Here is a 14,290-nt window from a genome sequence, read left to right on the forward strand (position 1 = left end):
CATGCGGGAATACGTCCTTCTCTTCATCAGCGCCGCGCTGGTCAACAACGTCATCCTCGCGCGCTTCCTCGGCCTGTGCTCCTTCATGGGCGTCACGACCCGGGTCGACACTGCCGTCGGCATGGGCATGGCGACCACCTTCGTCATCACGATCTCGTCGATGATCGACTGGGCAGTCGAAACCTGGCTGCTGGAGCCGCAAGGGCTCGGCTACCTCCGCACGGTGACCTTCATCCTCGTCATCGCCGCGGCCGTGCAATTCACCGAGCTGACCGTGCGCAAGATCTCGCCCTCGCTCTTCCAGATGCTGGGCATCTACCTGCCGCTCATCACGACCAACTGCGCCGTCCTGGGCGTCGCCCTGCTGCTCGTCGAAGCAAAGATGAACTTCTTCGCCAGCGCCCTCTTCGCCTTCGCCTCGTCGATCGGCTACAGCCTCGTGATGGTGATCTTCGCCGGCCTGCGCGAACGCCTCGCACTGGCGGACGTGCCGCGCCTCTTCGCCGGCCCGCCGGTCGGCTTCCTCACGGCAGGACTGCTCGCGCTGGCCTTCATGGGCTTCTCCGGAATGAGCACCAACTAGGAACCCATCATGCTGATCGATATCGGCAGTCTCACGATCATGGGCGCGGCACTCGGCGGCCTGCTCGGTACCGCTGCACACTTCCTCGCCGTCAAGGAAGACCCGCTCGAAGAAGAGCTGAAGTCGATGCTGCCCGGCTCGCAGTGCGGCCAGTGCGGTTTCGTCGGCTGCGCGCAGGCTGCGGCGGCACTCGCTCGCGGCGAAGCGCCGGTAACGCTGTGTCCCCCGGGCGGCAAAGCCGTCGCCGAAGCGCTCGCAAAGAAGCTCGGCGTCAGTGCCGATCTCTCGGAACACGTCGAGAAAGGCCCGGAATACGCCTTCATCGACGAAGACCTCTGCATCGGCTGCACGCGCTGCCTCAAGGAGTGCTCGGTCGACGCGATCCTCGGTGCGACGAAATTGATGCACACCATCATCACCGACGCCTGCCACGGCTGCGGCAAGTGCGCACAAGTCTGCCCGACCGACGCGATCGTGATGCTCCCGGTGTCTCCGACGCTCGCGACGTGGCACTGGCCCAAACCTCAATCCGCGTCCGCACATTGAAGCCATGAAACTCTTCCCGATCCGCGGCGGCATCCATCCCGACTACCGCAAGGAGCTTTCGAGCGAACGTCCGATCGTCCCCCTGCCACTGCCCGCAAAGCTCTTCATCCCGCTGCAGCAGCATATCGGTGCGCCGGCCGAAGCATTGGTCGCCCCCGGCGCCTATGTCAGAAAGGGCCAGCTCCTCGCCCGCGGCCAGGGTCCCGTGTCCGCACCCCAACACGCTCCGGCCTCGGGGACCATCGAGGCGATCACCGAGCTCCCCGGTACACACCCGTCCGGCCTTCCGCAGCCGATGATCGTCCTCGTCCCGGACGGCAAGGACGAAGCTGCACCGCTTCCCGAGCCCATCGCCAACCCGTTCGACGCACCGCCGCAAGCGATCCGCGAACGCGTCGCCCAGTCGGGCATCGTCGGCCTCGGCGGCGCGGCGTTTCCGTCAGCGGTCAAACTCGGGCTCGGGGAGCAACGCCCGCTCGACATCCTGCTGATCAACGGCGCCGAGTGCGAACCCTATCTGACCTGTGACGACCGCGTGATGCGCGAACACGCCGATGCCATCGTCGATGGGGCGCGTCTGATGGCTCACGCCCTCGGCGCTCCGAATGTCGTCATCGCCGTCGAGGCCAACAAGCCCGAGGCGATCCATATCCTGAACTGCACCGCGGCACCGTTCCCCAACGTCCGGGTCACTGCCCTGCCCGTGCAATACCCGATGGGGTCCGAACGCCATCTCGTGCAGGCTGTCACCGGTCGCGAAACGCCCGCGAGAAGACTCACCGCCGACATCGGCGTCGTCGTCCATAACGTCGCCACCGCGCGGGCCGTCCACCTTGCTGTCCGGTCTGGCCTCCCGCTCACTCACCGGGTCGTCACGGTCAGCGGCGGCGCCGTGCGCGAACCGAAGAACATCGAGGCGCCCATCGGCACACCTCTCGCCGAGCTCGTCGCCTTCTGCGGCGGCCTCACCATCGAGCCTCATCGACTCGTCAGCGGCGGGCCGATGATGGGCCAGCCGCTCGCGAGCCTCGACGTCCCGCTGGTCAAGGGGACCTCGGGCATCCTCGCCCTGACGACCCAGGAAACGGCCGAACACGCCGCGGGCCCCTGCATTCGCTGCGGCAATTGCGTCAGCGCCTGCCCCTGCGGCCTCGTGCCGGTCGAGCTCGCCGCCCTGATCCGCAAGGACCACCTCGACCGCGCCGCCGCGCTGGGAGTGCAGGACTGCCTGTCCTGCGGCAGTTGCGCCTGGGCCTGCCCCTCCCACATCCCGCTGGTCCAGTACTTCAATTACGCCAAGGGACGGCTCAACGCCGACGCGCTCGCCCAACGCAAGCTCGAACAAACGCGGACGCTCGCCGAAGCGCGCAACCTGCGCCTGGAAAAAGCCGCAGCGGCCAAACGCGCGGCCGCCGCGGCCCGCGAGGCTGCAGCCGTGAGTGCAAACGAAGAAAAGGTCACCCCATGAGTCCAATCTCTCCCGAACGGAGCGGCCCGTTCGGCCACGCGCCGAACAGCGTCAGCCAAACGATGATCGCCGTGCTGCTGGCACTGGTTCCGGCCACCGCTTTGGACACCTGGCTTTTCGGCTGGCCGGCGATCCTGCTCTTCGCGGTCACCGTTGGCGCCTGCCTGGCCGTCGAAGCAGCCTGCCTCGCCGTCGCCGGCCGCCCCGTCATGGCCGGGCTTGCCGACGGCTCCGCCGCGCTCACCGGCTGGCTCCTCGCAATGAGCCTGCCGCCCTGGGCGCCGTGGTGGATCGGCGTAGTCGGTGCAGTCTTCGCGATCGCGCTGGCCAAGCACGCCTTCGGCGGCCTCGGTCAGAACGTGTTCAACCCCGCAATGGTCGCCCGCGTCGCTCTGCTCGTGTCCTTCCCCGTCGTGATGACCGCATGGGTCGCCCCCCAACCGCTCTCCTCTCCTGACTCGCCGGATCTTTCGAGATCCCTGGCGATCACTTTTGCCGGCGAGCATCTGGACGCGATCACCTCAGCGACCGCGTTGGGCCACGTCAAGACCGAACTGACGCGCGGTATCCCGGCGACCGAGTCCGTGACCAGCCTCCCACCGCTTCGCGACATGGCCCTCGGCCTGCGCGCAGGTAGTCTCGGCGAAACCTCGGCCCTCCTGATTCTCGTCGGCGGACTCTATCTGATGGCCCGGCGCATCATCTCGTGGCACATCCCGGCCGCCGTCCTCGGCAGCCTGTTCCTGACGGGCACGCTCTTCCACGCCATCGATCCGGCCCGCTTCGCCGACGGCGGCTTCCACCTCCTCTCCGGCGCAAGCTTCCTCGGCGCCTTCTTCATCGCGACCGACTACGTCACCTCACCGGTCTCGAAGAGCGGCCAGCTCGTCTTCGGCGTCGGTTGCGGCCTCCTCACCTGGATCATCCGGACCTTCGCCGGCTACCCCGAAGGGATGGCCTTCGCGATCCTGCTGATGAACGCGCTCGCCCCGATCATCGACCAATACACCCGGCCGCGGATCTTCGGACGCCGTCGCGACGGGCAAGCCCTGCCGCTGGAGGAGAAAGCATGAAGCCGTCTGCGCTGATCCATGCCACGATCCTCGGCACCTTCTGCCTCGGTTTCGGAGCCGTTCTCGCCGTCACCGACCGCGTGACTGAAGATGCCGTCGCCGAGCGCGCGCTCGAAGACAAACTCAATTCGCTCGCCCAGGTCCTTCCCGAAAACCTCCGCGACAACAACCCGGTCAGCGACGCCCTGACGCTGCAAGCCCAGGACGGCAAGGATCTCACCGCCTACCTCGCCCGCAAGAACGGGCGGGTCACCGGCGTCGCATATGAGATCCGCGCTTCGGGTTACGCGGGGGAGATTCGCCTGATGCTGGGCATCGATGCCGGCGGCCGCATTCTCGGCGTACGCGCCCTCGCCCACAAGGAAACACCGGGGCTCGGCGACAAGATCGACACCAGGAAGGGCGACTGGATCCTGCGCTTCACCGGCCTCACGCTCGGCACGCCGCCCGTCGAGAAATGGAAGGTCAAAAAGGACGGGGGCGACTTCGACCAGTTCGCTGGCGCCACCATCACCCCACGCGGCGTCGTCGGCGCGATCCGCGGCGGCCTCGACTTCTTCGCCGCCCACAGAAACGAAATCATCGGAGCGAACTGATGGCAAGCGACTACGGCCGGATCGCACGCGACGGCCTCTGGGACAACAACGGCGTCCTGTGCATGCTCCTCGGCATGTGCCCGACGATGGCCATGACCACCAGCGCCACCAACGGCTTCGGCATGGGCCTCGCCACCGCCGCCGTGATGGCGGCCTCCAACCTGCTCGTCGCCCTCTTCCGCGAGCGCATCACGCAGGAAGTCCGCATCCCGGTCTACATCCTGATCGTCGCCGCGATGGTCACGCTCGTCGACCTGACGATGAACGCCTGGCTGCACGAACTCTACAAGGTCCTCGGCCTCTTCATCCCGCTGATCGTCTCGAACTGCCTGCCCCTCGCGCGGCTCGAAGCCTTCGCAGCGAAGGAACCCGTCCTGCCCTCGCTGCTCGACGGCATCTTCATGGGCCTCGGTTTCACGCTAGCGCTGACCGCCATCGGTGCCGTGCGCGAAATCCTCGGCGCCGGCACGCTTTTCGCCGACGCCTCGCTGCTCCTCGGCCCGGCATTCCGTTTCCTCGAACTCAGGATATTGCCTGCCGACAGCGCAGTGCTGATGATGATCCTACCCCCCGGCGGCTTCCTGACCGCCGGCCTGATGGTCGTCGCCAAACGCATCCTCGACGTCCGTGCCGGAAAGGGAATCCAGATGGCGGGCGCCCACAGCGTCGCATGAGGAGACGGACATGAAGATCGGCATCGCCTACGCCCTCCCACGCCGCCAAGCGTGGCTCACGATCGACCTGCCGGGCGGCACGACCGTCGGCGACGCCATCACCCGTTCCGGCATCGCCGAGCAGTTCCCCGAAGTCGACTTGGCGACACAAAAGATCGGGATCTTCGGCAAGCTCGTCCGCCTCGACACCGTGCTCGAGGACGGCGACCGCGTCGAAATCTACCGCCCGATCACCTGCGATCCGAAAACCGTGCGCAAACGCGGCGCAACGGACGGCGCAGCCTGAGTCGTCCTGCCCCGAGGCTAATCCTCGACCTTCCCCCGTCCCGCCTTCACCGCTCCCCGCCTCGCCTTGCCCTCCAGGCGTCTTGCGACGGAAGCACGGGTCGGCCTCGTGGCCCGGCGCTCCTTCGGCACGGTCGCGACACCCGCAACCAAGTCCTGCAATCGCCGCAGCGCTTCGGCGCGGTTCTTCTTGAGACTGCGGAATTTCTGCGCCTTGATGATGACCACGCCGTCGCTACTGATGCGATGGTCACGAAGCTCGAGCAGGCGCTCCCTGATCTCCTCAGGCAGCGAAGACGCGGCGATATCGAAACGCAGATGCACCGCGTTCGACACCTTGTTGACGTTCTGCCCGCCCGCACCCTGCGCACGGATCGCAGTGATCTCGACTTCGTCGGGCAAGATGGAGATATCTGGACGCATCGCTTTACGGAAGACCAGGCTATTCCAGGGCGGGAAAAGAAAAAGCCCGGAGCATGTCCAGGCTTTTTCAGGCTATTTGGTGGGTGCTAACGGGCTCGAACCGCTGACATTCGCCTTGTAAGGGCGACGCTCTACCAACTGAGCTAAGCACCCGCACCGGCTGGATCAATCACTGCAATCCAGCAAAGTCGGCTAGTTTACCGCATCTTTCAGAGCTTTGCCAGGCCTGAACTTCGGGACCTTGGCGCCCTGGATGTTGATGCTCGTGCCGGTGCGGGGGTTACGGCCGGTTCGGGCCTGCCTTTCGCCTACCAGGAAGGTACCAAATCCGACGAGGGTCACGGAGTCGTCTTGCTGAAGAGCCTCTTTGACCGCCGCGATAGCTGCATCCAGCGCCTTGCCGGCAGCCGTCTTCGAGAGATCGGCTCTCGCGGCAATCTGGTCGATCAGTTCGGATTTATTCACTTAAGTCCCCTCTTGGATATTAGTGGTAGCCCGAAGCTGCGAAAGCCCCTGCTGGCGCGGCATTCGGGCCAATACCAAATGCGTTGCGAGTTGCAGGGGCTTTATAGCCCGCCCAATTCCCAGGTGTCAAGACGCGCTGCAGCGATATGACTATCGCCACAGCGCGTCTCCATGCGGGTTTCGAAGCGACTCAGTGCGCGGTGACCGTCTTGCCGGTCCCGCTCTCGTCGCCAGTATCCCCCGCGGGGGTTTCGCTCGGCAACGGCTCGGGCAGCGGCTGAGGACGGCGTTCGAGCGCATGCTCGAGCACTTGGTCGATCCAGCGTACCGGAAGAATCTCCAGCGCGTTCTTGATGTTCTCCGGAATTTCCACCAGATCCTTGACGTTTTCCTCAGGAATCAAGGCGATACGGATACCACCCCGAACTGCCGCCAGCAGCTTCTCCTTCAGCCCGCCGATCGGCAGCACTTCACCGCGCAAGGTGATTTCACCGGTCATCGCGACATCGCAGCGCACCGGGATACCCGTCAGGACGGATACCAGGGCCGTGCTGATCGCGATACCCGCAGACGGCCCATCCTTGGGAATCGCGCCTTCGGGCAAGTGAATGTGGATGTCGCTCTTCTGGTGGAAGTCCTCGTGAATGCCCAAGGAACGCGAGCGCTTGCGCACCACCGACAGGGCTGCCTGGATCGACTCCTGCATCACTTCGCCGAGCTTGCCCGTCGTCATGACCTTGCCCTTGCCGGGCAGCGCCACCGCTTCGACGGTCAGCAGCTCGCCGCCAACCTCGGTCCAGGCGAGGCCCGTCACCTGGCCGATCTGGTTTTCCTTCTCGGCCATACCGAAGGAGTACTTGCGCACCCCGAGGTATTTGTCGAGATTCTTTGCGTTGACGACGATCTTCGAGCTGCGCTTCTTCAGCACGAGCGACTTCACCACCTTGCGGCAGATCTTCGAGATCTCGCGCTCGAGGCTACGCACACCCGCTTCCCGCGTGTAGTAGCGGCACACGTCGCGCAGCGCTTCGTCGGTCACCGAGAGCTCGTCGCGCTTCAGGCCGTTGTTCTTCATCTGCTTGGGCAGCAGATAGCGCAGCGCGATATTGACCTTCTCGTCTTCCGTGTAGCCGGACAGGCGAATCACCTCCATCCGGTCGAGCAGTGCGGCCGGGATGTTGAGGGTATTGGCCGTCGCCACGAACATCACGTCGGACAGGTCGAAGTCGACCTCGATGTAATGATCCTGGAAGGTGTGGTTCTGCTCGGGGTCGAGCACTTCCAGCAGCGCCGAACTCGGGTCGCCGCGGAAGTCCATCCCGAGCTTGTCCACCTCGTCGAGGAGGAACAACGGGTTCTTCACGCCGACCTTGCTCATGTTCTGCAGGATCTTGCCCGGCATCGAACCGATGTAGGTACGACGGTGACCGCGAATCTCGGCCTCGTCACGGACGCCGCCGAGCGCCATACGCACGAACTTGCGGTTCGTCGATTTCGCGATGGACTGCCCGAGCGAGGTCTTGCCGACGCCAGGAGGGCCGACCAGGCACAGGATCGGCGCCTTGACCTTCTCGACGCGCTGCTGCACGGCAAGATATTCGAGGATCCGTTCCTTGACGCGCTCGAGGCCGTAGTGATCCTTGTCCAGGACCTTCTCGGCTTCTGCGAGATCCTTGCTCACGCGCGACTTCTTCTTCCACGGCAAGCCGACCAGCGTGTCGATGTAGTTGCGCACGACCGTGGCTTCGGCCGACATCGGCGACATCAGGCGCAGCTTCTTCAGCTCGGCCTGGGCCTTCGCGAGCGCCTCCTTGGTCATGCCGGCGGCCTTGACCTTCTTTTCCATCTCCTCGAAGTCGGCACCTTCCTCGCCTTCTCCGAGTTCCTTCTGGATCGCCTTGACCTGTTCGTTCAGGTAGTACTCGCGCTGGCTCTTCTCCATCTGGCGCTTCACGCGCCCGCGGATGCGCTTTTCGACCTGCAGGATGTCGAGCTCCGTCTCGAGCTGCGACAGCAGGCGCTCAAGGCGCTGGCCGATGTCGGACATCTCCAGCACTTCCTGCTTCTGCTCGAGCTTGAGCGGCAGGTGCGCGGCGATGGTATCGGCCAGGCGACCGGGTTCCTCGATACCGCCGAGGGACGCGAGGATCTCCGGCGGAATCTTCTTGTTCAGTTTCACGTACTGGTCGAACTGCGCGATGATCGCGCGGCGCATCGCTTCGAGCTCGTTGTTGGCGCCTTCTTCCGGCGGCAACGGTGTGACCTTGGCGACGAAGACGGTGCGCAGGTCTTCGACAGAATCGACCACCGCGCGGCGCACGCCCTCCACCAGCACCTTGATGGTGCCGTCGGGCAGCTTCAGCATTTGCAGGATGTTCGCGATGCAGCCGACCTGGTACAGATCGGTTTCGGACGGTTCATCCTTGGCCGCAGACTTCTGCGCCACCAGCAGGATGCCCTTGCCCGCCTCCATCGCGTTTTCAAGCGCCTTGATGGATTTGGGCCGCCCCACGAACAGCGGTATCACCATGTGAGGGAACACCACCACATCGCGCAGTGGCAGCAGGGGGAGCTCCATCGGCTCGTCGGGGAGGTCAAGCGGGCTTGACATGATTATTGTTACCTCGAAAGGACTGGTCGAGCCCACATGGGGGCTCGACGACAGAAAATCAAGCGGCGCGCGTAACCGGTTTCAGTTGGAACCGGAAACCTTCTGCTGATCTGCGTAGATAAGCAGCGGTCGGGCACCCTCTTCGATGGTACCTTCGTCAATCACGACTTTTTCGACCCCTTTCATGGTCGGCAGGTCGTACATGGTGTCGAGCAACGCAGCTTCGAGGATCGACCGCAAACCACGTGCCCCGGTCTTGCGCCGGATTGCCTTGCGGGCAATCGCGTGCAGGGCTGGGGACCGAATTTCCAGCTCTACGCCTTCCATGCTGAACAGCTTCTGGTACTGCTTCACGAGCGCGTTCTTCGGTTCAACGAGGATCTGGATCAGCGCGGTCTCGTCAAGTTCCTGCAATGTTGCAACAACCGGGAGGCGGCCGACGAATTCGGGGATCAGGCCGAACTTGACCAGATCCTCGGGCTCGACCTGGCGGAAGGACTCGGAGACGTCCTTCCCCTGCCGACTCTTTACTTCGGCACCGAAACCGATGCCGATCTTCTCGGTACGGTTGCGGATGACCTTTTCCAGACCGTCGAAGGCCCCACCACAGATGAACAGGATGTTGGTGGTATCGACCTGGATGAAATCCTGGTTGGGATGCTTGCGGCCGCCTTGCGGCGGAATCGAGGCGATCGTGCCTTCGATCAGCTTCAGCAGCGCCTGCTGCACCCCCTCGCCGGACACGTCGCGCGTGATCGACGGATTGTCCGACTTACGCGAAATCTTGTCGATTTCGTCAATATAGACGATCCCTTGCTGCGCCTTCTCGACATCGTAGTCGCACTTCTGCAGCAGTTTCTGGATGATGTTCTCGACGTCCTCGCCGACGTAGCCGGCTTCGGTCAGCGTCGTCGCATCGGCCATCACGAACGGCACGTTGAGCAGCCGCGCGAGCGTCTGCGCGAGCAGCGTCTTGCCGGAACCGGTCGGGCCGATCAGCAGGATGTTGCTCTTCGACAGCTCGACGTCTTCCTTCTTGCCCGAGATGTGACGCAGACGCTTGTAATGGTTATACACTGCGACCGAAAGAATACGCTTGGCCTGGGGTTGGCCGATCACGTACTGGTTCAGGATCTCGCAGATTTCCTGCGGGGTCGGCAGCTTGTTGCCAGCCCCCTCGGAGTCGCCGACCTGAGCCAGCTCGTCGCGGATGATGTCGTTGCAGAGTTCGATGCACTCGTCGCAGATAAAGACCGACGGACCAGCGATGAGTTTACGCACCTCATGCTGGCTCTTTCCGCAAAACGAGCAGTACAGCAGCTTTTCGCCGCCTGCCTTTTTTTCCGTCATGGTCTTCCTCTCGTAAGAATCAGGCCTCGGCCCGCGTCGTCAGGACCTTGTCGACGATGCCATATTCCAGCGCATCCTTGGCCGACATGAAATTGTCCCGATCCGTGTCCTTTTCGATCCTTTCGACCGGCTGGCCGGTGTGCTTGGCCAGCATGTCGTTGAGCCGGGCGCGGATGTTCAGGATCTCGCGGGCATGGATCTCGATGTCGGACGCCTGGCCCTGGAACCCGCCGAGCGGTTGATGGATCATCACTCGCGAGTTCGGCAGGCAGAAGCGCTTGCCCTTTGCCCCGGCAGCAAGCAGGAAGGAGCCCATGCTCGCGGCCTGGCCGATGCAGAGCGTGCTGACGTCAGGTTTGACGAACTGCATCGTATCGTAGATAGCCATCCCGGCGGACACCGAGCCACCCGGGGAGTTGATGTAGAAGAAGATGTCTTTGTCCGGGTTTTCGGACTCGAGAAACAGCAACTGCGCCACGATCAGGTTGGCCGTGACGTCATTCACGGGTCCGACGAGGAACACCACCCGCTCCTTCAGGAGGCGCGAATAGATATCATAGGCTCGCTCGCCGCGACCGCTCTGTTCGATCACCATCGGCACCATGCCGAGTCCGACCGGATCCCAGTTGCTGCCCGATTGTGGCGCTACGTTGCTCATTTCTTCGACCTTTGCGGCAATTAGGCCGCGTTATTACCCATCAGTTCGTCAAAAGACACCGTGTTGTCGGTGGTCTCGGCCTGCGACACCACCCACTCCACGACGTTGTCCTCGATTACAACGGCTTCGGCCTGTGCAAGGCGGTCCGGCTGACCATAGTACCAGCGCACCAGCTCGGCGGGATCTTCGTAGCTCTGGGCCATGTCTTCAACCAGGGCACGGACCTGCTCGGGCTTCGCGAAGAGTTCCTTGGCCTTCACGAGTTCCGCCATGATCAGGCCAAGCTTCACGCGGCGTACGGCCTGCTCCGAGAACCAGGCGGCCTCCACAGGAATATCTTTGGTCTTCATGCCGCGCATTTCAAGATCACGCTTGGCGTTTTCTGCAAGCTGATTGGCTTCGGCTTCGACGAGCGCCTTCGGCACTTCGATCGGGTTGGCCGCCAGCAGCGCTTCCATGACCTGCTCCTTGATGCGGGCCTGGATGCGACGCTTCACCTCGCGCTCCAGATTCGCGCGGACTTCGTCGCGCAGCTTCGCGACGTCGCCATCGGCAACGCCGAGCGAACGGGCGAGATCGCTATCGATCGCCGGCAGCACGGCCTCTTCGACGCCCTTCACCGTGATCTCGAACTGGACGGTCTGCCCAGCCAGATTACGTGCATGGTAGTCCTCGGGGAAGGTCATGTCGAAAGTCTTGCTTTCGCCAGCCGTGAGCCCCTTCACAGCTTCTTCGAAGTCCTTCAGCATCGAACCCGCGCCGATCACGAAGGGGAAGTCCGTGGCTTGACCACCTTCGAACAGTTCACCGTCCTTGCGCCCGGCGAAGTCGATCGTCACGCGATCGCCCTCGGCAGCAGCCCGCTCAACACGCGAGAAGGTCGTACGCTGCTTGCGAAGCACTTCGATCGTCTTGTCGACTTCCGCATCGCCCACCGTCAGCACCGGACGCTCGACCTTCTGGCCCGACAACTCGCCCAGCGGCACTTGCGGATAGACTTCGAAAACGGCGCTGAATTCCAGCAGGCCATCACCGCCCGCTTCCTTCGGTTCGATGCGCGGATAGCCAGCGACGCGCAGATTCTGCTCGCGCACCTTGTCGCCAAAGGCCTTTTCGACGGCAGCACCGATCGCTTCGGAACGAGCCTGGGCACCGTAGGTCTGGGCGACGATCTTCATCGGCACCTTGCCCGGGCGGAAGCCCGGCATCTTGACGGTGCGGGCCATGCGCGAAAGACGCGCGTCGACATCCTTGTCGATGTCGGCGGTCAGCACGGACATATCGATGCGGCGCTCCAGCGCGCCCAGAGTTTCCTGGTTGGTCTGCATTACCTTAACAACCCCTGACTAGTGAAAAGTAGCCCGCTCGCCTCCCGCGCGACGACGATCGTCGACAGAGAATGAGCGCGCGCGGGCGCATCCGGAAAAAATTTCATTCTAACACAGCGAAACACCCTTCCTTCCAGCGTGCTTCCGGTCGCAAAATAGGTCCTGGAGCGCTTGACCATGGAATGAGTTGACAAGGAACTTGCAGCCTTAGCCAGCCTCTGACGGGTGTCGGCAAAGGGCTCGACCTCACAGGAGAGATCCAGATGACCATCTTCAATGCCTACCAGGCCCGCTTCGAGGCGGCCCGTGAAGAAGAGATGTCGATTCAGGAGTACCTCGAATTGTGCAAGTCCGACCCCTCGGCCTACGCCACCTCAGCCGAACGGATGCTGATGGCGATCGGCGAGCCGGAACTTGTAGATACTCGTCTGGATCCGCGCCTGTCTCGAATTTTCTCCAATAAGGTGCTGAAGCTTTATCCGGCCTTCCGTGACTTTTATGGCATGGAAGAGGTGATCGAGCACATCGTGTCGTATTTCCGCCACGCTGCTCAGGGTCTGGAAGAGAAGAAGCAAATTCTCTACCTGCTGGGGCCGGTGGGCGGCGGCAAGTCCTCGCTGGCCGAAAAGCTGAAGTCCTTGATCGAGCATGTGCCCTTCTATGCGATCAAGGGGTCACCGGTGCACGAGTCGCCGCTCGGACTCTTCGACGTGCGGGAGGACGGCAAGCTGCTCGAAGACGATTTCGGCATCCCGCGCCGCTACCTGAACACGATCATGAGTCCTTGGGCCGTCAAGCGGCTCCATGAGTTCAACGGCGACATCACCCGCTTCCGGGTGGTCAAGCTGCGCCCCTCGGTGCTGCGGCAGATCGCAGTGGCGAAGACCGAGCCGGGCGACGAGAACAACCAGGACATTTCGTCGCTGGTCGGCAAGATCGATATCCGCAAGCTCGAGCAGTATTCGCAGGACGATCCGGACGCCTACAGCTATTCGGGCGGTCTGTGCCTGGCCAACCGCGGTCTGCTCGAATTCGTCGAGATGTTCAAGGCTCCGATCAAAGTCTTGCACCCCTTGCTGACCGCGACCCAGGAAGGCAACTACAAGGGCACCGAGGGCTTCGGCGCGATCCCCTTCGACGGCATCGTGATGGCGCACTCGAACGAGTCCGAGTGGATGGCCTTCAAGAACAACCGCAACAACGAGGCCTTCCTCGACCGCATCTACACGGTGAAGGTGCCCTATTGCCTGCGCCTGTCGGACGAGGTGCATATCTACGAGAAGCTGCTCTTCCACAGCTCGCTGTCCGCAGCGCCGTGCGCACCGGATACGCTGAAGATGATGGCGCAGTTTGCCGTCCTGTCGCGACTGAAAGAGCCCGAGAATTCAAGCATCTACTCGAAGATGCGGATCTACGACGGCGAGAATCTCAAGGATACCGACCCGAAGGCGAAGAGCTATCAGGAGTATCGGGACTACGCAGGGGTCGACGAGGGGATGACCGGGTTGTCGACGCGCTTCGCCTTCAAGGCGCTGTCGAAGGTGTTCAACTTCGACCACCGCGAGGTGGCCGCCAATCCGGTCCATCTGATGTACGTGCTCGAACAGCAGATCGAGCAGGAGCAGTATCAACCTGAGACCGAGGCGCGCTACCTCGGCTTCATCAAGGAGTTCCTCGCGCCGCGTTACGCCGAATTCATCGGCAAGGAAATCCAGACGGCGTATCTCGAAAGCTATTCCGAGTACGGCCAGAACATCTTCGACCGCTACGTGACGTACGCCGACTTCTGGATTCAGGATCAGGAGTTCCGCGATCCAAACACCGGTGAGATCCTCGACCGCTCGGCGCTGAACGACGAGTTGGAGAAGATCGAGAAGCCGGCCGGGATCAGCAACCCGAAGGACTTCCGCAACGAGGTGGTGAACTTCGTCCTGCGCGCGCGGGCCAAGCACGACGGCAAGAATCCGAGCTGGACGAGTTACGAAAAGCTGCGCGGCGTGATCGAGAAGAAGATGTTCTCGAACACCGAAGAACTGCTGCCTGTGATCAGCTTCAACGCCAAGGCCAGCGTTGACGAGCAGAAGAAGCACCAGGACTTCGTCAACCGCATGATCGAGAAGGGGTACACAGAGAAGCAGGTTCGACTGCTGTGCGAATGGTATCTGCGCGTCCGCAAGTCGTCCTGAGTTTGACGTGTAAGGTGAGCGGGGCGGGAGGCCCTGCCCACCCC

14 protein-coding genes and 1 tRNA gene are annotated in these 14,290 nt (G+C 62.9%); 8 read left to right on the forward strand and 7 right to left on the reverse strand.

The window, feature by feature from the left end; translation table 11 throughout:
* Nucleotide 1: 1 nt before the first annotated feature.
* The 7 genes from rsxA to VJ673_RS20920 are packed head-to-tail and all read left to right on the forward strand — an operon-like array spanning nt 2 to nt 5,226.
* Nucleotides 2–583 (forward strand): electron transport complex subunit RsxA, encoded by a 582-nt coding sequence (rsxA, locus tag VJ673_RS20890; RefSeq protein ID WP_324128098.1) that lies wholly within the window; start codon nt 2–4, stop codon nt 581–583.
* A gap of 9 nt (nt 584–592) precedes the next feature.
* A complete protein-coding gene (locus VJ673_RS20895; protein WP_324128099.1) occupies nt 593–1,129 on the forward strand; it encodes an RnfABCDGE type electron transport complex subunit B in 537 nt (178 codons plus the stop codon).
* A 4-nt stretch (nt 1,130–1,133) separates the two neighbouring features.
* On the forward strand, nt 1,134–2,597 hold the full coding sequence (rsxC, locus tag VJ673_RS20900) for an electron transport complex subunit RsxC (protein ID WP_324128100.1): 1,464 nt from the start codon (nt 1,134–1,136) through the stop codon (nt 2,595–2,597).
* Nucleotides 2,594–3,670, forward strand: coding sequence for an RnfABCDGE type electron transport complex subunit D (locus VJ673_RS20905; protein WP_324128101.1), 1,077 nt, complete (start codon nt 2,594–2,596; stop codon nt 3,668–3,670). The genes rsxC and VJ673_RS20905 overlap by 4 nt, the downstream gene beginning before the upstream one ends.
* Nucleotides 3,667–4,266, forward strand: a complete 600-nt coding sequence (gene rsxG / locus VJ673_RS20910) for an electron transport complex subunit RsxG (protein WP_324128102.1) — start codon at nt 3,667–3,669, stop codon at nt 4,264–4,266. The genes VJ673_RS20905 and rsxG overlap by 4 nt, the downstream gene beginning before the upstream one ends.
* A complete protein-coding gene (locus VJ673_RS20915; RefSeq protein ID WP_324128103.1) occupies nt 4,266–4,940 on the forward strand; it encodes an electron transport complex subunit E in 675 nt (224 codons plus the stop codon). Before rsxG ends, VJ673_RS20915 begins: the two co-directional genes overlap by 1 nt.
* 10 nt (nt 4,941–4,950) lie before the next feature.
* Nucleotides 4,951–5,226 (forward strand): RnfH family protein, encoded by a 276-nt coding sequence (locus tag VJ673_RS20920; protein WP_324128104.1) that lies wholly within the window; start codon nt 4,951–4,953, stop codon nt 5,224–5,226.
* 17 nt (nt 5,227–5,243) lie between these two features.
* Here VJ673_RS20920 and arfB read toward each other — a convergent pair whose 3' ends face one another.
* The 7 genes from arfB to tig all read right to left on the reverse strand — a co-directional run bounded on the left by arfB (nt 5,244) and on the right by tig (nt 12,060).
* Nucleotides 5,244–5,648: an alternative ribosome rescue aminoacyl-tRNA hydrolase ArfB gene (gene arfB / locus VJ673_RS20925; protein ID WP_324128105.1), complete on the reverse strand. Its 405-nt coding sequence runs from the start codon at nt 5,646–5,648 to the stop codon at nt 5,244–5,246.
* A 77-nt stretch (nt 5,649–5,725) separates the two neighbouring features.
* Nucleotides 5,726–5,801: transfer RNA gene (locus tag VJ673_RS20930), tRNA-Val, on the reverse strand.
* A gap of 39 nt (nt 5,802–5,840) precedes the next feature.
* Nucleotides 5,841–6,113, reverse strand: a complete 273-nt coding sequence (locus tag VJ673_RS20935; protein WP_324128106.1) for an HU family DNA-binding protein — start codon at nt 6,111–6,113, stop codon at nt 5,841–5,843.
* Between the two features lie 190 nt (nt 6,114–6,303).
* Nucleotides 6,304–8,724 carry an endopeptidase La gene (gene lon, locus VJ673_RS20940; protein WP_324128107.1) on the reverse strand — a complete coding sequence of 807 codons (2,421 nt, stop codon included), beginning with the start codon at nt 8,722–8,724 and terminating at the stop codon, nt 6,304–6,306.
* Between the two features lie 81 nt (nt 8,725–8,805).
* Entirely contained in the window at nt 8,806–10,074 is a 1,269-nt protein-coding gene (clpX, locus tag VJ673_RS20945; protein ID WP_324128108.1) for an ATP-dependent Clp protease ATP-binding subunit ClpX, read from the reverse strand.
* A gap of 19 nt (nt 10,075–10,093) precedes the next feature.
* A complete protein-coding gene (gene clpP / locus VJ673_RS20950; RefSeq protein WP_324128109.1) occupies nt 10,094–10,732 on the reverse strand; it encodes an ATP-dependent Clp endopeptidase proteolytic subunit ClpP in 639 nt (212 codons plus the stop codon).
* 20 nt (nt 10,733–10,752) lie between these two features.
* A complete protein-coding gene (tig, locus tag VJ673_RS20955) occupies nt 10,753–12,060 on the reverse strand; it encodes a trigger factor (RefSeq protein WP_324128110.1) in 1,308 nt (435 codons plus the stop codon).
* A 263-nt stretch (nt 12,061–12,323) separates the two neighbouring features.
* Here tig and VJ673_RS20960 point away from each other — a divergent pair, with 263 nt between their 5' ends.
* Entirely contained in the window at nt 12,324–14,246 is a 1,923-nt protein-coding gene (locus VJ673_RS20960) for a PrkA family serine protein kinase (protein WP_324128111.1), read from the forward strand.
* The last annotated feature ends 44 nt before the right edge of the window (nt 14,247–14,290 follow it).

The organism is Aromatoleum sp. (assembly GCF_035254505.1).
Lineage (GTDB): Bacteria > Pseudomonadota > Gammaproteobacteria > Burkholderiales > Rhodocyclaceae > Aromatoleum.

What these genes read in the sequence shown, in the direction of transcription:
- rsxC (WP_324128100.1), top strand. Translation starts at nt 1,134, where the DNA reads ATGAAACTCTTCCCGATCCGCGGCGGCATCCATCCCGACTACCGCAAG.
- clpP (WP_324128109.1), bottom strand. Translation starts at nt 10,732, where the DNA reads ATGAGCAACGTAGCGCCACAATCGGGCAGCAACTGGGATCCGGTCGGA.
- rsxA (WP_324128098.1), top strand. Translation starts at nt 2, where the DNA reads ATGCGGGAATACGTCCTTCTCTTCATCAGCGCCGCGCTGGTCAACAAC.
- arfB (WP_324128105.1), bottom strand. Translation starts at nt 5,648, where the DNA reads ATGCGTCCAGATATCTCCATCTTGCCCGACGAAGTCGAGATCACTGCG.
- VJ673_RS20905 (WP_324128101.1), top strand. Translation starts at nt 2,594, where the DNA reads ATGAGTCCAATCTCTCCCGAACGGAGCGGCCCGTTCGGCCACGCGCCG.
- lon (WP_324128107.1), bottom strand. Translation starts at nt 8,724, where the DNA reads ATGTCAAGCCCGCTTGACCTCCCCGACGAGCCGATGGAGCTCCCCCTG.
- VJ673_RS20960 (WP_324128111.1), top strand. Translation starts at nt 12,324, where the DNA reads ATGACCATCTTCAATGCCTACCAGGCCCGCTTCGAGGCGGCCCGTGAA.
- VJ673_RS20915 (WP_324128103.1), top strand. Translation starts at nt 4,266, where the DNA reads ATGGCAAGCGACTACGGCCGGATCGCACGCGACGGCCTCTGGGACAAC.
- tig (WP_324128110.1), bottom strand. Translation starts at nt 12,060, where the DNA reads ATGCAGACCAACCAGGAAACTCTGGGCGCGCTGGAGCGCCGCATCGAT.
- clpX (WP_324128108.1), bottom strand. Translation starts at nt 10,074, where the DNA reads ATGACGGAAAAAAAGGCAGGCGGCGAAAAGCTGCTGTACTGCTCGTTT.
- VJ673_RS20895 (WP_324128099.1), top strand. Translation starts at nt 593, where the DNA reads ATGCTGATCGATATCGGCAGTCTCACGATCATGGGCGCGGCACTCGGC.
- rsxG (WP_324128102.1), top strand. Translation starts at nt 3,667, where the DNA reads ATGAAGCCGTCTGCGCTGATCCATGCCACGATCCTCGGCACCTTCTGC.
- VJ673_RS20920 (WP_324128104.1), top strand. Translation starts at nt 4,951, where the DNA reads ATGAAGATCGGCATCGCCTACGCCCTCCCACGCCGCCAAGCGTGGCTC.